The organism is Flavobacterium sp. TR2 (genome assembly GCF_025252405.1).
Classification (GTDB): domain Bacteria; phylum Bacteroidota; class Bacteroidia; order Flavobacteriales; family Flavobacteriaceae; genus Flavobacterium.
Genome location: NZ_CP104307.1, coordinates 105,724 through 124,232, shown reverse-complemented (window position 1 = coordinate 124,232; position 18,509 = coordinate 105,724). Strand labels below are relative to the sequence as shown.

General features: G+C 34.2%; 17 protein-coding genes. 10 read left to right on the top strand and 7 right to left on the bottom strand.

All coding sequences use genetic code 11. The features are described 5' to 3' along the window. Positions 1-35: 35 nt before the first annotated feature. The 4 genes from N4T20_RS00605 to N4T20_RS00590 all read right to left on the bottom strand — a co-directional run bounded on the left by N4T20_RS00605 (position 36) and on the right by N4T20_RS00590 (position 5,488). Entirely contained in the window at positions 36-1,865 is a 1,830-nt protein-coding gene (locus N4T20_RS00605) for an ABC transporter ATP-binding protein (RefSeq protein ID WP_260671236.1), read from the bottom strand. A gap of 270 nt (positions 1,866-2,135) precedes the next feature. Continuing rightward, a complete protein-coding gene (locus tag N4T20_RS00600) occupies positions 2,136-3,863 on the bottom strand; it encodes a phospho-sugar mutase (protein WP_260671235.1) in 1,728 nt (575 codons plus the stop codon). A 129-nt stretch (positions 3,864-3,992) separates the two neighbouring features. Beyond that, positions 3,993-4,949, bottom strand: a complete 957-nt coding sequence (locus tag N4T20_RS00595; RefSeq protein WP_260671234.1) for a glycosyltransferase family 2 protein — start codon at positions 4,947-4,949, stop codon at positions 3,993-3,995. An 8-nt stretch (positions 4,950-4,957) separates the two neighbouring features. After that, a complete protein-coding gene (locus tag N4T20_RS00590; RefSeq protein WP_260671233.1) occupies positions 4,958-5,488 on the bottom strand; it encodes a DUF4199 domain-containing protein in 531 nt (176 codons plus the stop codon). Positions 5,489-5,736: 248 nt separating this feature from the next. On the opposite strand from N4T20_RS00590, the gene N4T20_RS00585 reads away from it, so the two are divergent. After that, on the top strand, positions 5,737-5,991 hold the full coding sequence (locus N4T20_RS00585) for a type B 50S ribosomal protein L31 (RefSeq protein ID WP_008464817.1): 255 nt from the start codon (positions 5,737-5,739) through the stop codon (positions 5,989-5,991). A gap of 256 nt (positions 5,992-6,247) precedes the next feature. Continuing rightward, positions 6,248-7,423, top strand: a complete 1,176-nt coding sequence (locus N4T20_RS00580; RefSeq protein ID WP_260671232.1) for a GlmU family protein — start codon at positions 6,248-6,250, stop codon at positions 7,421-7,423. A 140-nt stretch (positions 7,424-7,563) separates the two neighbouring features. Here the strand turns inward: N4T20_RS00580 and N4T20_RS00575 are convergent, their stop codons facing one another. Further along, complete coding sequence (locus tag N4T20_RS00575) at positions 7,564-8,007, bottom strand: PepSY-like domain-containing protein (protein ID WP_260671231.1); 444 nt, start codon at positions 8,005-8,007, stop codon at positions 7,564-7,566. Positions 8,008-8,250: 243 nt separating this feature from the next. On the opposite strand from N4T20_RS00575, the gene N4T20_RS00570 reads away from it, so the two are divergent. The 5 genes from N4T20_RS00570 to N4T20_RS00550 all read left to right on the top strand — a co-directional run bounded on the left by N4T20_RS00570 (position 8,251) and on the right by N4T20_RS00550 (position 15,537). Then, positions 8,251-9,885, top strand: coding sequence for an ABC-F family ATP-binding cassette domain-containing protein (locus tag N4T20_RS00570; RefSeq protein WP_260671230.1), 1,635 nt, complete (start codon positions 8,251-8,253; stop codon positions 9,883-9,885). Between the two features lie 201 nt (positions 9,886-10,086). Beyond that, the gene (locus N4T20_RS00565) at positions 10,087-11,241 is read left to right on the top strand and encodes an OprO/OprP family phosphate-selective porin (protein WP_260671229.1); all 1,155 of its coding nucleotides are present in this window, start codon (positions 10,087-10,089) and stop codon (positions 11,239-11,241) included. 25 nt (positions 11,242-11,266) lie between these two features. Continuing rightward, positions 11,267-12,700: an anion permease gene (locus N4T20_RS00560; protein WP_260671228.1), complete on the top strand. Its 1,434-nt coding sequence runs from the start codon at positions 11,267-11,269 to the stop codon at positions 12,698-12,700. Between the two features lie 240 nt (positions 12,701-12,940). Continuing rightward, on the top strand, positions 12,941-14,086 hold the full coding sequence (locus tag N4T20_RS00555) for an OprO/OprP family phosphate-selective porin (RefSeq protein ID WP_260671227.1): 1,146 nt from the start codon (positions 12,941-12,943) through the stop codon (positions 14,084-14,086). A gap of 20 nt (positions 14,087-14,106) precedes the next feature. Continuing rightward, positions 14,107-15,537: an anion permease gene (locus tag N4T20_RS00550; protein WP_260671226.1), complete on the top strand. Its 1,431-nt coding sequence runs from the start codon at positions 14,107-14,109 to the stop codon at positions 15,535-15,537. Here N4T20_RS00550 and N4T20_RS00545 read toward each other — a convergent pair. After that, a complete protein-coding gene (locus N4T20_RS00545; RefSeq protein ID WP_260671225.1) occupies positions 15,534-15,836 on the bottom strand; it encodes a GNAT family N-acetyltransferase in 303 nt (100 codons plus the stop codon). The two genes, N4T20_RS00550 and N4T20_RS00545, sit on opposite strands and share 4 nt — an antisense overlap. Positions 15,837-16,128: 292 nt before the next feature. Here N4T20_RS00545 and N4T20_RS00540 point away from each other — a divergent pair, with 292 nt between their 5' ends. Both N4T20_RS00540 and N4T20_RS00535 read left to right on the top strand, forming a co-directional pair. Continuing rightward, positions 16,129-16,785 (top strand): alpha/beta hydrolase, encoded by a 657-nt coding sequence (locus N4T20_RS00540; RefSeq protein WP_260671224.1) that lies wholly within the window; start codon positions 16,129-16,131, stop codon positions 16,783-16,785. 134 nt (positions 16,786-16,919) lie between these two features. Further along, positions 16,920-17,426 carry a hypothetical protein gene (locus N4T20_RS00535; protein WP_260671223.1) on the top strand — a complete coding sequence of 169 codons (507 nt, stop codon included), beginning with the start codon at positions 16,920-16,922 and terminating at the stop codon, positions 17,424-17,426. A gap of 153 nt (positions 17,427-17,579) precedes the next feature. Here the strand turns inward: N4T20_RS00535 and N4T20_RS00530 are convergent, their stop codons facing one another. Continuing rightward, positions 17,580-18,095: a hypothetical protein gene (locus tag N4T20_RS00530; RefSeq protein WP_011921618.1), complete on the bottom strand. Its 516-nt coding sequence runs from the start codon at positions 18,093-18,095 to the stop codon at positions 17,580-17,582. Positions 18,096-18,264: 169 nt separating this feature from the next. Between N4T20_RS00530 and rpmH the strand changes: the two genes are divergently transcribed. Beyond that, a complete protein-coding gene (gene rpmH / locus N4T20_RS00525; protein ID WP_008464848.1) occupies positions 18,265-18,426 on the top strand; it encodes a 50S ribosomal protein L34 in 162 nt (53 codons plus the stop codon). The last annotated feature ends 83 nt before the right edge of the window (positions 18,427-18,509 follow it).

Here is an 18,509-nt window from a genome sequence, read left to right as displayed (position 1 = left end):
CTTAATCTGTGTTAGATTATTTTTATGTGAAAAGCTTACGATTCGAAAGACTGCATCGTTACCAGCTTATTGTACGTTCCGTTTTTTGCAATCAATTCGTCGTGGGTTCCTTGCTCAACGATTTTTCCTTTTTGCATTACCACAATCACATCTGCTTTTTGAATTGTTGAGAGACGGTGTGCAATCACAATTGAAGTTCTGTTCTGCATCATATTTTCAAGTGCCACCTGCACAAATTTTTCGCTTTCAGTATCCAATGCCGATGTTGCTTCGTCTAAGATCATAATCGGCGGGTTTTTAAGAACGGCACGAGCGATAGATAGTCGCTGTTTTTGTCCGCCTGAAAGTTTGTTTCCGCTGTCTCCGATATTGGTGTAGATTCCTTGCGGAAGATCTTTTACGAATTCATATGCGTTTGCAATTTTTAGCGCTTCGATAATTTCGTCGTCAGTAGCGTCTAATTTTCCTAAAGCGATATTTGCTTTAATAGTGTCATTAAATAAAATACTGTCTTGTGTTACTAGCCCCATCAAGCTGCGAAGCGATTGCAGGTTCATGTCTTTAATATTGATGCCGTCAATAGAAATAGATCCATCATTAACATCGTAGAAACGAGTCAATAAATTTGCAATCGTACTTTTACCGCTTCCAGATTGTCCAACAAGCGCAACGGTTTGTCCTTTTTTAATTTTAAGAGAAAAATCTTTTAAAACAGTTTCTTCCTCATATTTAAAGTTTATATTTTGAACCGTGATGTTGTCATCAAAAGTTGTTTTTTCGATTGCATTTTCTTTAGAAACAATAGTGTTTTCTTGTTCTAAAATTTCAAGAACACGTTCTGCTGCGGCATTTCCTCTTTTTACTCCGTAAGAAGCTTTAGAAATGGCTTTTGCAGGAGTTAGAATATTATAAGCTAATCCCATATACGCGATAAATGCAGCACCTTCTAAAGTTTTATCAATCAAAACCATCTGGCCTCCATACCAAAGCAAAATGGCAATAACTGTAATTCCCATAAATTCACTGGCAGGAGAAGCCAAGTTCTGACGGTTGCCAATGCTATTTGATAAAGTAAAAAAGCGTTCTGTAGAATCTTGAAAAACTTTATTAAAATAGTTTTCAGAATTGTATCCTTTTACCACTTTTAATCCGCCAATTGTTTCCTCGATTGTAGAAAGAAACTTTCCTTGTTCTTCTTGGGCTTTGCTAGATTGTTTTTTAAGCTGTTTTCCGATTAATGAAATGATGTATCCAGAAACAGGAATAAAAATGAAGACGAATAAAGTCAGTTTGGCACTGATAATAAGCATCGTAGCTATGGTAAAAACAATCGTTAAAGGTTCTTTTACAATAAGCTCTAGGATTGCTAAGAAGGAGTTTTGAACCTCGTTTACGTCTGCTGAAATTCTAGAAATTACATCTCCTTTTCTTTTTTCAGAATAAAAAGCCAATGGAAGTTCTAATGTTTTTTTGTACAATGCATTTCGCATATCCTTTAAAACGCCATTTCTCAAAAAATTGATGAAAAACATAGCCAAATAATCAGCTAAATTTTTCAATAAAAAGATTGAGATGATTATGGCCACCATGACAGACAATACATAGCCAGATTCATGAGTTCCTTTTGAGGTGGTGATATAATAGCTTAAATAGTTTTCCCCATATTCTTTAATGTGCAAAAGGCCATTGTATACGGGCTTTACATTGTTTTCTTTGGTTTTGTCAAATAATACCTGAAGCATCGGTATTAAAGCAACAAACGAAAGTGTGCTGAAAAGCGCATACAAAATATTGAAAAAGATATTTAAGAACGCATACTTCTTATATGGGTATATAAAAGGAACTATTTTTTTGAAATTACTCATTTATTTTTGAATATTATTTTTCTGCTTTGCTAATGCTCTTTTAAGTCATAGCAATATTTTTTTGTTGTAATTAAATTTGTTCTGGAAAATTTTTACTGCACAAAATTAATTTAATTGGTGTGGTTTCAATTTCTTTTTGCTTTTTTTTATTAAAAAACTCTGATTTGCATTTGTTCAAAATGTAAATCAGAGTTGTAAAAATTGAACTTAATCAATTGTGCAGACATTGTCTGCAAAATTGCAATATGAAGAGTTTGTCACTCATTGTTATTATTTCAATTGCATATCTGCAATGATATTCTGAATTTTCTGGTCTAAGAAACTTTCTGCTTCATCAAAATCTGAAACTGATTCGATTTCAGCATTTACACTAATGTAGAATTTAATCTTAGGCTCAGTTCCGCTTGGTCTTGCACAAATTTTAGATCCGTCTTCTGTGTAATAAATCAATACATTCGATTTCGGAATATCCATAGTTGATTCTGAACCGTCTAATAAATTTAAAGCAATAGACGATTGGTAATCTTCGACCATTATAACTCTTTGTCCGTTAATTTCTTTCAGAGGATTCTCGCGCAAATCAATCATCATTTGGTTGATTTCCTGTAAACCTTCCATTCCTTTTTTTGTTAAAGAAACTAAGAATTCTTTGTAAAAACCATTTTCAACATAAAGCTGTAAAAGTTCTTTGTAAACAGAGCTTCCTGCTGCTTTGGCTTGAGCGGCAACCTCGCAAATCAATAAAGTAGCGGCAACAGCATCTTTGTCTCTAACGGCATCACCAACCATAAATCCGAAACTTTCTTCGCCACCTCCAATAAATTCAAGTTCAGGAAAATCTTTGATCATTTTTGCGATCCATTTAAAGCCAGTCAGACCAACTTTACACTCAACTCCATAACTTGTCGCCAATTCCATCATCATTGGAGTTGAAACGATTGTTGAACCAACGAACTGTTTTCCATTAAGTTTGCCTGCTTTTTTCCATTGTTTCAATAGGAAAGAAGTCATTAAAACCATCGTTTGGTTTCCGTTCAACAAAATCATTTTGCCGTCATTGTTGCGAACAGCAACTCCTAAACGGTCGCAGTCAGGATCTGTTCCTACTACAATGTCAGAATCTGTTTTGTCTGCCAGAGCCAAAGCCATAGTTAAAGCTTCTGGTTCTTCTGGATTTGGAGATTTTACAGTTGGGAAGTCTCCATCTGGTATAGCCTGTTCAGGAACAATATGAACATTTTTATATCCAGCTTGAGCTAAAACATCTGGAATTGATTTTATAGAAGTTCCGTGCAATGAAGTGAAAACAATGTGAAGATTGTCTTTGGCTTCAGCTGGAGTACTAAAACTTGCATTTTCGATAGACGATTTTATAAATGCCTTGTCAAGTTCTGTGTCAATATACTGAATCAAACTTTCGTTTGCGTTAAATTTGATTTTGTCATAACCTAAACTTTCAATCACATTGACAATTTCTTTGTCTTGCGGAGGAACAATCTGTCCTCCATCTTGCCAATATACTTTATAACCGTTGTACTCTGGCGGATTGTGAGAAGCCGTTAAAACAATTCCGCATTGGCATTTTAAATATTTAAGAGCAAAAGATAATTCTGGAGTTGGTCTCAAATCAGAAAACAAATAAACCTGAATTCCGTTTGCAGAGAAAACATCGGCTACCACTTTTGCCAGCGTATTACTGTTATGACGGCAGTCATAAGCAATAACAACTTTCAATGGTTCGTTTGGAAAAACCTTATGCAAGTAATCAGATAATCCCTGAGTGTTTTTCCCAAGCGTATATTTGTTGATTCTGTTATCTCCAACGCCCATTACACCGCGCATTCCACCAGTTCCAAACTCTAAGTTTTTGTAAAAACTCTCTTCAAGTTCTTTTGGCGAAGTAGTCATTAATTCCTTAACAGCGGCTTGCGTTTCCTGATCAAATGTTGGTGTTAGCCATTCATTTACGGCGTTTAATATATTTGGTGCGATATTCATGTAATGTCTTTTTAAAATTTTAATTAAAGATAAGTTTTTTTTCAGGAGCTAATCCTGCTGTACACTATATCTTTTGTGGTGAACCCCACCACAAAAGGATGCCGTTCCCATCAGGGCTAGGGCTTTCCGTTAAAAATTAACCTCTCGGGCTACTTTATATCGAGCTTCATTATTTTTTGTTCTTAAAATAATTTCGCCCAAGAATCCTGCTAAGAATAGCTGAGTTCCAAGAACCATTGTAGTTAAGGCAATATAAAACCACGGATTGTTTGTAACCAGGCTATATTTCATTCCGGTATACATATGGTATAGTTTTGAAATTCCAATATATCCAGCCGCTAAAAAGCCGATAATAAACATTAAAGAGCCCATAGCGCCAAATAAGTGCATTGGTCTTTTTCCGAATCTTGATAAAAACCAAATGGTAATCAAATCTAGGAAACCGTTTATAAAACGTTCCATTCCAAATTTAGTTTCACCATATTTTCTAGCTTGGTGAATGACTACTTTTTCGCCAATTTTTCCGAATCCTGCATTTTTAGCCAAAACAGGAATATAGCGGTGCATTTCTCCAGAAACTTCAATGTTTTTTACCACAACATTTTTGTAAGCTTTCAATCCGCAGTTGAAATCATTCAGCTCAACGCCAGAAGTTTTTCTAGCCGCCCAGTTAAACAATTTTGACGGAAGATTTTTTGCCACAACAGAATCGTAGCGCTTCTTTTTCCAGCCAGAAACTAGATCGTATTTCTGAGCCGTAATCATTTCGTACAATTCAGGAATTTCATCTGGGCTATCTTGCAAGTCAGCATCCATTGTGATAATAACATCGCCTTTAGCTTTTGCAAAACCAGCGTGTAAAGCCTGAGATTTTCCAAAATTTTTCATGAAACGAATCCCTTTTACATTTGGGTTTTCGTTAGAGAAACCTTCAATAATCTGCCAAGAATTATCTGTACTGCCATCATCTACAAAAATGATTTCATAAGAGTAATTGTTAGACTGCATCACTTTAATGATCCAAGTATAGAGTTCTTTAAGTGATTCCTCCTCGTTTAGAAGCGGTATAAGTATAGATAAATTCATTTATATTTTTATTCTTGTGTAGATTTGCTTTTAAAAAATGCGGCGAAAATTAATCCGAAAATTGCGCTTATAACCATAGCAAAAACAGATCCTTTTAATAATTCAAAAGTAGAATACGGATTGCTTTCTTTCATTTTAGCAACAGCTTCGTTAATTGCAGAGGCTGGCGTGCCAAATTTCTGCATCATACCAACAGTATATTTGATCATAATTTCGCTCAAAGTGTCTTTTGCGCCCGGATCAATTACATTAAATAATACAATGTTGAAAGTTGTAGAGATTAAAATACCAATTACTGCAGCTATAAAATAAGTAGTAAAAGCATCTTTAAAAGGAAAAACACCGTTTAAATCTTTCTTAGTTTTAGAAAGTAGGATGATACTAATTGTAAGACTTATTACGATTCCTAGTATTCCCATCCACCAAGCTGTAAATAAGTTTAAATCAACAGCATAGATTGTAGCGGTAACCAAAGCCGATGCAATTCCGATCATTACACCATACGTAACTCCATTCTTTTTTATAACTTCATTAATCATATTTCGCTATGTTTAAAATTAATCCACAAATATAGTAATTCCCACTATAATCGGATATAAAAAAAGCTTTTCGAAATAAACTAAAAAAAAGTAGGCTAACTGTTTGTTTATTAAAAAAGAATTGTAAATTTGCACACTCAAAAATAATTAAATTTTTAAACAAAAAAGAGTGTTATTTGTTTACACCTTTTTCTAACCATGAAAAAGCTTCAAAATAAAGATACTCCAAACAATAAATAAAAGAAAAGATGAAAAAAGGAATTCACCCAGAAAATTACAGATTAGTTGCATTTAAAGACATGTCGAATGATGAGGTTTTTATCACTAAATCTACTGCAGATACAAAAGAAACAATTGAAGTTGACGGAGTTGAGTATCCAGTTGTAAAAATGGAGATTTCTAGAACATCTCACCCTTTTTATACTGGTAAATCTAAACTTATCGATACTGCAGGACGTATTGATAAATTCAAAACTAAATATGCTAAACACGCTAAAAAATAATAGCTGTTTTAAATTATACAAAAGCCTTCCAATTCTGGAAGGTTTTTTTTTGTTTTTTTATTAGCCACGAATTCACGAATTATTCTTTTGTAAAGCTTATGTTTAAAGTATTTGTGAAATCAGTAGTATGATGTAATTTGTATCAATTCGTGAATTCGTGGCTATTTACATATAAACTTGCTTAATGTAAAACATAAATATTTGTAACTTTGAAGCCAGGTAACCAAATCAAATTTTAACAAACACTCAATTATTTATGAACTACATTCTTTTCGACGGTCCCGTTCGGAATGCTTTATTACCCTTTACTTTTACACGGCCAGTAGCTGATATTTTGGTAGGAATTATGACAATTCGCCAGAAATGGGAAAAATATCTTGGTTCTACCATCACTACGATAACTGAAGAATATTTGTCTGAAAAATTTCCGATGGTTGAAATGGAGGAAAATATAATGATCAACGCAGCATATTTGCCAAATGATACGCTTGCTGAGATGGTTTCTAATTTGACAGAAAATCAGGCAATTTTTAAAGGAGAAGACGTAATTGCATTTTTTGCGAACGAAAATCAGGAAGAAGTCGATTTTGATTCTTACGAAATTATTCATTACAACGAAGATTGTATTACTATTGAACATACTTGGGATATTTTCTCTAAAAATGATGCTGCGATTCGTCAGGATTTTAAATATCTGACCGAAGACCGTACATCTCAGCCAATTCCTAAAAGTGTCAATGTAATTTCGCCAGAGAATATTTTTATCGAAGAAGGGGCAAAACTAGAGTTTGTGACTTTAAATGCATCGACCGGTCCTATATATATAGGTAAGAATGCTGAAATTATGGAAGGAACCGTAATTCGCGGACCATTTGCTTTATGCGAAAATGCAATGGTAAAAATGTCGGCTAAGGTTTATGGCGCTACAACGGTTGGGCCTGGATCAAGAATAGGAGGAGAAGTGAAGAACTCAGTACTTTTTGCCAATTCAAATAAAGGTCACGAAGGATTTTTAGGAGATTCTGTATTAGGTGAATGGTGCAATATTGGCGCAGATTCTAATAATTCGAATCTGAAAAATAACTACGAAGAAGTGAAATTATGGAGCTATGAAACAGAAGGCTTTGCTAAAACGGGACTTCAGTTTTGCGGTTTAATGATGGGAGATCACAGTAAATGCGGAATCAACACAATGTTTAATACGGGTACTGTAGTTGGTGTAAGCGCTAATATTTTTGGAAGCGGATTTCCTCGCAACTTTGTTCCAAGTTTTTCTTGGGGTGGTGCGGCAGGATTTACGACTTATGTAACTAAAAAGGCTTTTGAAACAGCAAGATTAGTGATGAGCCGAAGAAATATAGAATTCGATGCAACTGAAGTAGCAATTATGGAACATATTTTTGAAGAAACTAAAAAATGGAGAAAAGACTAACTTTAATGAGATGATTAGAAAATTAGTCAATTAGATAATTTTTTGCAAACCCGACAGGTGTTAAAAAACTGTCGGGTTTTGTTATTTTAAGGTTTTAGAGAATTTTCTAATTTTCCAATTAGCATATTTTCTAATTGAACCTATTTATCAATTTTAATAAAATCTCCTTTTAGGTTGAATTTCAATTCTAAACCGTTGCTCAATTTAGTTTCGTAGCCAGAACTTCCAAGTTCTATTTTGGTTACATCTTCTTTAGGGAAATTAGTTTTTATATAAGATGCAATTTTTTTCGGAATAATAGATTTTGGAATTTTTCCAGTTTTAGCATCCACTTCTTTCCAGTTTCCTTTTTTGTCAAATTCAATTTCAATTTTATTGTCAAACTGAACTTTGTATTCTGTAGAAAGAATTTCTTTGTCTTCCAGTATATAGCTCGGTTTTTTAGATCCAAAATGTGTTTTTAAGAATGTTTGTGCGTTTGCTGGTAGAGCTTCTTTTTTAATTACAGTTTTTTGTGCGTTTGCAGAAAACCCAAATAGTAATCCTGCAATTAGGCAAACGGTCAGTTCTAGTTTCGCTTTCATATTTTACTGATTTATAAATTCTTATACAAGGTAAGGCGAAAATTTCAAAATAGGAAAAAACCATTTAGGTTTCGTTCTTTATTGTTAAAGCATTATTTAATTAATAATTTGCCTAATGGACACATTTTCATAATTATCTAATTTTCAAATTGCCTAATTATCTAATTAATCTATCTTTGCAGCACGAAAAAAAATGGGTGGTCAAATAAACGATTAACCGATTAAACAAATTAACAAAGACAAATGATTACAGTTAACGATATTTCGGTTCAGTTTGGCGGAACTACACTTTTTAGCGATGTTTCTTTTGCTATTAATGAAAATGATAAAATTGCCCTTATGGGTAAAAATGGTGCGGGAAAATCGACACTTTTAAAAATAATTGCGGGTGTAAATAAACCTTCTACAGGAAATGTTTCGGCACCAAAAGAAGCTGTAATTGCTTACCTGCCTCAGCATTTGCTTACCGCAGACGGTGCGACTGTTATGGAAGAAGCGTCAAAAGCTTTCAGCGACATTTTTAAAATGAAAGCTGAAATCGACGATATCAATGAGCAGCTGACCGTTCGTACTGATTATGAAAGTGACGAATACATGAAATTGATCGAAAGAGTTTCTGACTTAAGCGAGAAATTTTATGCTATTGAAGAAATAAATTACGAAGCCGAAGTTGAGAAAATTTTAATCGGTTTAGGTTTTGAAAGAGAAGATTTTACACGTCAGACTTCGGAGTTTTCAGGAGGATGGAGAATGCGTATCGAATTAGCAAAAATCCTTTTGCAAAAACCAGATTTGATATTGCTGGATGAGCCAACCAACCACATGGATATCGAAAGTATTCAGTGGTTAGAAGATTTCTTGTTGAATCAGGCAAAAGCGGTTGTGGTGATTTCGCACGATAGAGCGTTTGTAGATAATATTACAAATAGAACTATCGAAGTTACTATGGGAAGAATTTACGATTACAAAGCAAAATACACTCATTACTTAGAATTAAGAAAAGACCGCAGAATCCATCAGCAGAAAGCATATGATGAGCAGCAGAAAATGATTGCAGAAAATCGTGCTTTTATTGAGCGTTTTAAAGGAACATTCTCTAAAACAGATGCCGTTCAGTCTCGCGTGAAAATGTTGGAAAAACTAGAAATCGTTCAGGTTGACGAAGTAGATACATCAGCTTTGAGGTTAAAATTCCCGCCTGCGGCACGTTCTGGACAATATCCGGTTATTGTAAAAGAAATGTCAAAAGCTTACGGAGATCATGTGGTGTTTAAAGATGCAAACATTGTAATCGAGCGCGGACAGAAAGTGGCTTTTGTTGGAAAAAATGGTGAAGGAAAATCGACAATGATTAAAGCCATTATGAAAGAAATTGGCGTTGACTCAGGAAGCGTAGAAATCGGGCATAATGCGCAAATTGGGTATTTTGCTCAAAATCAAGCGGCTCTGTTAGATGAAAATGCAACTATTTTTGAAACAATTGACAGTATTGCGGTTGGTGATATCAGAACGCAAATCAAAAATATCTTAGGAGCTTTCATGTTCCAAGGAGATGATATTACCAAAAAAGTAAAAGTGCTTTCAGGAGGAGAAAAAACGCGTCTGGCAATGATCAAATTGCTATTGGAGCCTGTTAACCTGTTGATTTTGGATGAGCCTTCGAACCACCTTGATATGAAAACCAAAGATATTATAAAAGATGCTTTGAGAGATTTTGACGGAACTTTGATCTTGGTTTCTCACGATCGTGATTTCCTTGATGGATTAGCAACTAAGGTGTTCGAGTTCGGAAATAAACGCGTAAAAGAACATTTTGAAGATGTTGCCGGTTTCTTAGCGCATAAAAAAATGGACTCGATGAGAGAGATAGAAAAATAAGTTAAAATACTTCTAGATTAAAAAAAAAGCATAAGTTAATTCTTATGCTTTTTTTTGTTTGTAAGAATGGCTGAAAAAATAAAGATTCGTAAAATTACAAAACATGATTTATATCAGGTTTTTAATAAATGCATCGAATTAAATTTACAGTAAGAATAATCTTTCAAAGATTGTAATTTTTGTAAATTTAATTTTATAGTTATGAGTCAAAAGTATGTTTTTTTTGGTTTTAGGTTTTATTTCCTTCTTTTGTTGTTACCTCTTTTGTCTATTGGGCAAACTGCAGATTCTAAGTCGCAGGAAGAAGTAAAATATCCACAATTTAAATTTCAGGGGCTTTTTCAGGCGCGCTATTTAAACGGTTTTACGGATGGGATTGATGCTGCAACAGGGCTTCATCATTCAGATGGAAATGCGGTAGAAAATACATTTGATATTAAAAGAATGCGCTTAGGGGTTACAGCAAAATTAGTCGATCATCTTGATGTTGTTGTTTTAATGAATTTGGCCGATTTCAAATCTGACCCCAAAGGAAAAGTTTTAGAAAATGCTTTTGTAAGATATGTTTTTAATGAAAAAATTGGTTTTCTGGTAGGTCAGTTCAGACCAGCATTCGGAATTGAAGAACTGAATCCGGCCGATATTTTAAAATCATTTGATTACTCAAACCAATATGCGGAATTTGGAAATAATGGCTGGACAAGTTTTCAAATTGGGGCTTCAGTTTTTGGTGCCTTTGGGTTAGGTAAAGTCCCAGTAACATATGCAGTTTCTGCTGTAAACGGAAACGGGAAAGACCAAGTGTCTGATAAAGATAATGGCAAGCAATACTCTTCACGCCTTGGCTTTGGGTTAGACAAAAAACACAACATTAATTTAGGAATAAATGGCGGAACTGGTGAGGTGTTTAACCATAAAGTATTTGCTGTTGGGCTCGATTTCACAGCTGATTTTAAATTGGCAGATAAATTACTGCTTCAAACCCAACTTGAAGCAAAACAAGGAACAAATCACTTTTTATATTATTCTCTTCCAATAGCTTCAAGAACTAAAAATCTAGACGATTATCAGATGAGAGGCGCTTATTTTTTGCCCAATTTGAGATATGAGTTAAAACATAAAAATTTGACAGCGATTGAGTTCTCTTGCCGATATGAATATTTTGACAGGAATTTTAAAATTGATTCCAATGCAAGGCAAACTTACACGCCAATGGCCAGTTTAGAATTTGGAAAAGGGTATACGGGCAGAATTGAGATGGGGGTGCAGTTTGATAATTACAAACAGAACATTCCAAATACTACAGCATACGATAGCAACTTGTTCATTATACAATTTCAAGGGCGATTTTTTTAAAATATAGCGATTTAATTACAGCATCATGAAAGAAATAAATATTAAAAACTCATTAATTACACTTGTTTTTGGTTTAGCTATTTGGTTTGTGCCCGTACCAGATGGGCTTTCGCCAGAGGCTTGGCACCTATTTGTTATTTTTATCTCAACAATACTTGGGATTATTTTAAAAGCCGCACCAATGGGTACCATGTGCATGATTGCGGTTGCGGTTACTGCTTTTACGCAGGTTTTGGCGCCAGAAAGTGCTGGAGATTCAATTACGTTGGCTCTAGGAGGTTTTGGGAATAAAGTAATTTGGCTCATCGGAATATCGTTTTTTATTGCCAGAGGTTTTATTAAAACAGGACTTGGAACTAGAATTGCTTTTTTATTCATAAAAATATTTGGAAAAAGTTCACTCGGCTTAGCTTACGGTTTAGGGTTGGCAGATCTAGTTTTAGCACCTGTCGTGCCAAGTAATACGGCAAGGGGTGGAGGAATAATTTACCCGATTATGAAATCAATGTCTATCAATTTTGGTTCAGACCCAGACAAGCCTGAAACGCATAGAAAATTGGGATCGTTTCTCACATTAAGTAGCTATAATGTCAATCTAATTGCTTCATCAATGTTTTTAACGGGGACAGCCAGTAATCCGATGTGTCAAAAATTTGCAGAGAATTTAGGTATTAAGATTAGTTGGACATCATGGGCGCTTGCGGCATTAGTTCCGGGTATGGCTGCTTTTTTTGTAATACCATTTTTGCTTTACAAAATTTATCCGCCTGAACTGAAAAATACAGGCGATGCTCCAAAGGTAGCGGCGCAAAAACTGAAAGAAATGGGAGCGATTTCAAAAAATGAATGGCTGATGCTTTTAACTTTTGCTATTTTACTATTTCTTTGGATGACTGGAGATCTGTTTTCGATAGATGCTACAACAACGGCATTCATAGGTTTGGTAGTTTTATTGCTAACTTCTGTTTTAACTTGGGAAGATGTAAAAGGAGAAAAAGGAGCTTGGGATACCGTAGTATGGTTTGCGGTTTTGGTAATGATGGCAAGTTCTTTGGATAAATTAGGATTTATAAGCTGGTTTAGCGAGATCGTGAAACAGCATATGATTGGGATGAGCTGGGAAATAGCTTTTATAATTATCATTGCAGTATATTTTTTCAGCCATTATATTTTTGCAAGTGCAACCGCTCACGTTGCTGCTATGTATGCTGCCTTGCTGGCAGTTGGGGTATCTCTTGGAGTTCCAGGGTTATTTCTGGCTTTTATGTTAGGATTTGTAGGATCGCTTTACGGAACATTAACGCATTATGGGCACGGACCAGCGCCAGTTTATTTTGGAAGCGGATATGTAGATTTGAAAAATTGGTGGATAAAAGGATTGATTACAGGACTTGTAATGTTACTCATTTATCTGACTATTGGAGGTTTATGGCTGAAAATTTTAGGTTTTGTCAATTAAAAAAATAAAAGATGTTTTTAAAAGCACAAGTTCAAACTTGTGCTTTTTTATTTTAGTAACAGTATTTTAATGCAATTTTTTTTACATAAAATATCTTTTTTTGTTACTTTAGTGTTTCCATTTCGCATTGACTATAAGCAGTTAATTTTTTGGTTTTAAGAATTAAGAGCAATTTCTTTAAATCGCTCTGTAAGCATTAATATTTCCATTTATTTTAAGCCTATGAGTAAAAGTCTACTAATGCCATTTTTTTTCCTGTTTTTTATAACGCCAACTTTTTTACACGCCCAAGGTGACTTGAATCAGGGAGCTGATAAAGCGGATAAAAAAGAGAATGAAGAAGTAAAGTATCCGCAGTTTCAGTTGAAAGGACTGCTTCAGGCGAGATATTTAGAGAGTTTTGGAGATAATGTAGATGTCTTGGGAACTCAGCACTCAACAGGAGATGCTACGCAAAGTTCCTTTGATATTAAAAGAATGCGTGTCGGATTAAATACCAAATTAAGCGAAACCACAGAAATTGTAATACTGGTTAATTTAGCAGATTTTAAATCGGATACAAAGGGGAAAGTTCTGGAGAATGCCTACGGAAAATATACTTTCAATAAATATATTGCTTTAACAGGAGGACAATTTCGTCCAGCCTTTGGTATTGAAGAGCTTGTTCCGGTAGATATTATTAAGTCTTTCGATTTTTCGAATCAATATTATGAATTCGGTAAAAACGGATGGACCAGTTTCCAAATTGGAGCATCGGCAACAGGAGCTTTTGATATTGGAAAAATCCCAGTAAATTATGCCGTTTCAATTTTAAATGGAAATGGAAAAAATGTAGAAATGGACAAAGACAACGGAAAACAATATTCTTCGAGATGGGTTTTGGGATTGTCAAAAGAACATAAAATTAATTTAGGTCTAAACGGAGGTTTTGGTAAAGTTTTTAAAGAAGATGTTTTTGCAATTGGAGCAGATGTTACCGGTGATTTTAAATTAACCGATAAGTTTAGTTTTGATTTGCAGATAGAATATAAGCAGGGAACAAATCATAACTTATATTATTCTTTGCCAGCCGATGGAAGAACAGATAATGTTGCCGATTATCAAATGCGCGGTATCTATTTCTTGCCAAACTTTAGATACACCGTAAATTATCAAAAACTTACAGCGCTTGAATTGTCATGTCGTTACGAAACTTTCGACCCAAGCTATAAAATCAATTCAAACGTGCGTACCACTTACACGCCAATGGTTAGTTTAGAATTCGGGAAATCGTATACAGGCCGTATCGAAATGGGATTCGAAATTGACAGATTCGATAAAAGTATTCCAGGTACAACGACCTATGATAACGATTTATTTTTAATTCAGTTACAGCTCAGAATTTAATTCACTTAATTTTTGTTTTTATGAAAGAAGTAAAAATTCCTCAGACTTTAATTACGCTGGCAGTTTTAGTTGCCATATGGTTTGTTCCAGCTCCAGAAGGCGTTGTGACAGAAGCTTGGCATTTATTTGCCATTTTCGTAGCTACCATTTTAGGAATCATCTTAAAAGCAGCTCCGATGGGAACGATGTGTATGATTGCAATTGCCTTGACAGCCATGTCTCAGGTATTGGCTCCTGGAGATCCTGGAAAATCGATCACATTAGCATTGAAAGGATTTGGAGATAAAGTAATCTGGCTTATCGGAATTTCGTTTTTTATAGCAAGAGGGTTTATAAAAACAGGTTTGGGAAATAGAATTGCTTTTCTATTCATAAAAATATTTGGGAAAAGTTCTTTGGGGCTTGCCTATGGCTTAGGATTGGCAGATTTAGTCTTGGCGCCAGCCGTTCCAAGCAATACCGCTAGAGGAGGAGGAATTGTTTATCCTATTATGAAATCTATGTCTATGAGTTTCGGCTCAATGCCAGACAAACCTGAAACGCATAGAAAATTAGGAGCTTATTTGACTTTGAATAGTTATAATATGAACTTGATTGCTTCTTCAATGTTTTTGACAGGAACGGCAAGTAACCCAATGTGCCAGAAATTTGCGCTTAATTTAGGAATAAAAATAAGTTGGATGTCATGGGCAGCGGCAGCAATTGTTCCTGGGTTGTGCGCTTTTATTGTAATTCCGTTTGTTTTGTATAAAATTTATCCTCCAGAACTAAAAAAAACTGGCGATGCTCCGCAGATTGCAACTCAGAAACTGAAAGAAATGGGGGCAATAACAAGAGATGAATGGATGATGCTGCTGACATTTTTTATTTTGCTTTTTCTTTGGATGACAGGAGATTTGTTTTCTATTGACGCCACCACAACAGCCTTTATAGGATTAGTGATTTTGCTTCTAACTTCTGTGCTGACTTGGGATGATGTAAAAGCCGAAAAAGGAGCTTGGGATACTATTGTTTGGTTTTCTGTTTTAGTAATGATGGCCAGTTCGCTCAATGAGTTAGGTTTTATCGCGTGGTTTAGCGATTTGGTAAAAGCAGAAATTGGCGGACTAAGCTGGCAGATGGCTTTTCCGATTATTGTCTTAGTCTATTTCTTTAGCCATTATCTTTTCGCAAGTGCAACCGCACACGTTGCAGCAATGTATGCGGCCTTACTTGGTGTTGGCGTTTCGCTCGGAATTCCGGGATTATTGCTAGCTTTTATGCTTGGTTTTGTCGGATCTCTTTACGGAACTTTAACCCATTATGGCCACGGTCCAGCGCCCGTATTCTTTGGGAGCGGTTACGTTGACCTAAAGAGTTGGTGGGTCAAAGGGCTTATAACGGGTTTGGTTATGCTCTTAATATATATGACAATAGGAGGATTATGGCTCCGAGTTATTGGATATTTTTAGATTCTAATTCCAGGAGGAAGCAATTCTTTATATCTAGGATTTTTTTTGAAAAACGAAACAATCTTTGGATGAATTGGAACTACTCTGTAATTTTTTTCAGAACTTAAGTCTAGTATATTTTTAAGTAAAGTGTTGATCGTTTCTTCGTTCTCGTATGAATCAGGCTTGTTGATTTTGGTTAAAAAAATCTTTTTTTCTTGAAATTGATATTCAACTGCTATCATTCCTTCAGGAATAATAGTTTCGAATTGGCGTGCAAATGTGTTGTCTTTGATTTCCATAGTTACAGAAGTTTCCATAGTAATTTCTTGTTAGGTTATTGGTAAATAGTGAATTTGGGACTCGAAATAGTATTGAAAGAAAATTCTTTATAAGAGCTAAAATCAAAAAATATTTCGAAATGCAAAGGTAATCATTTGATTTTCAATATTAAATTATTTTTTGCAGCTATAAACTTTAAGTTATTGTTTTGAAGTTTGTTTTTTTAAGCCAAATGCAATAAATAGGTCTAAAATTTGATTATCATGATATTAAAAAAAGTAACTTTATTTTTTAGAATAAATATCCTAATGGTAATTTCATTTTAATATTATGAGTAAGATTCCAGTTTATTTTATGCCGGGTTTGGCAGCGAGTTCATCTATTTTTGAAAGAATAAAATTGGATGAAAATATTTTTGAAACGCATCTTTTAGAATGGGAAATTCCAAATCCGAAAGAATCCTTATCAGATTATGCACTTCGAATTAGCAAAAATATCCAACACGAAAATCCTGTTTTAATTGGGGTTTCCTTTGGCGGAATCTTAGTGCAGGAAATTTCGAAACATATCAAAGCGCGTAAAGTAATTATTATTTCGAGCGTTCGAAGCAATCTGGAATTTCCTAGAAGAATGAAAATAGGGAAGAGAACAAAAGCTTATAAACTTATCCCAATGCAGCTGATTCTTAATATTGAAAAGCTTGCCAAGTTTTCTTTTGGCGAAAAAGTCAATAAGAGAATAAAATTATATGAGAAATTTCTATCTGTTCGCGATTTGGGCTATCTGCAATGGGCTGTAGAAAGCGTAATCTTATGGGATAGAGATAAAATTGACGAAAATGTAGTGCATATTCACGGAGATCAAGACGAAGTATTCCCGATTAAATACATTGATAAATGCATTTTGGTAAAAGGAGGAACGCATATTATGATTCTCAATAAGTATAAATGGCTGAATGAGAATTTGCCTTCGATAATTTTGGAGTAAAATTCCAAATTCAGAACCTTTGCCAAAGTTTGAAACTTTGGCAAAGGTTTGCGTAAAGTAACCAGAAAGCTTGTCCTCCTGAGCGAAGTCGAAGGATGCGCTAAGTAGCTCCATAAAGTAATTCAAGAAAAAATATGAGAGTTAGTGTAATTGTTTTGGTGTTAATTTTGGTTGGATGCAAATTTCCCAAGAAAGATTTTGATTTTACTTTTTTTAAATGGAACATTCATGAAACGTATTATCTAAAGTTTAATTCATCGGACACACTTTATTATGTAGATGTTTCTGGATATAATAAAGAAGAAAGTTTTTTTACAATTTTAAATAAAGAGGAAAAGGAAAGGATTCAAAATATATTGGATACTTTATCCTTTCCTAAGGAGGAAAGTTTTGAAAACAGTAAAGTTGAGGATGGGCAAACTAATGCTTTTTTGTTAAGGAGCGGAAATCAGTTTAGAAAACTTAAGATTCATGGTCATAATGGACCAAATCGATTTTGGCTATTTGGAAAATCATTAGATAAATTGAGAATTAATCATCAATTTATTAAAACGAATAAAAAAGTGGATTTAAAAGAAATAAAAAAAATGGTAATTATGCCAATTCCTTCCGAATTTGTTGTTGATACTTTGGCCGATTGAATATATTAGACATGAGGTCCTTCGACTCCACTCGGGAAGACATAAAATGAGAAAAAATATAAACTCAATGTCTACAATTAAAAAATCCCAAACTCTCCTGACACTTCGGGATGCAATTTGGGATTTTAAATATTTTGGAATTTAAAAAAATCTTTAGATTTTTTTCATCTGTTCTTTCATCATAGAGATTTGCTCTTTCAGCATACCTTGTTTGTCTAATTTTTTAGCTTCGTTTAATAAATTAGTCGCTTCAAGTTTTCTTCTGCGTGACATTGCTACTCCTGCAAGGTTTAATTTAGCAACAGCTAAATCCATATCCATTGATAGCCCAAGTTCGATTGCTTTTTTGAAATGTTTCTCTGCTTGGTTGATATTAGTTTGAGATAACATGATGCCTTGTAGGTAATTTAAGTATCCTTGTTGTTTTCTTACTAATGCACCTTCTGGATTTTTGATATATGATAACCATTTATTTGCGCCTTCGAAGTCTTGTTTTCTTAATTTAAGGAAGGCTAAAAGGATAAATTCGTTTTTGAAATAAAGAAAAATCGGAATTGCAGTCAATAATATAAGAAAGATTCCATTTCCGATATTACTTTCTGTAAATTGCCAGATGCCCGCCACTACTAGAAGTCCGGCCAAAATAAGTTTAATATTTTTGTGAAACATAATTAATGTAAATTTGTGATTGCAAAGATAGTAAAAGGAATTAAAAATATTTTTATAAAAGTACTTGCCAGAAAAAAAAGTCTTTGTATATTTGCACTCGGTTTTTGAACAACGATATCCAAAACCAAATAAACGAGTTAATAGATACCATTTTTAAAGATACAAAGCAATGAGCAAAAGAACATTTCAACCATCGAAAAGAAAAAGAAGAAATAAGCACGGATTTATGGACAGAATGGCTTCTGCGAATGGAAGAAAAGTTCTAGCGCGTAGAAGAGCAAAAGGAAGACATAAATTAACTGTTTCTAGCGAGCCTAGACACAAAAAATAATGTTTGTATAAACATACATAAGGCGATTACTTTTTTAGTATCGCCTTTTTTTATACCTTTTCGGTAAAAATTTTTCCAACTTT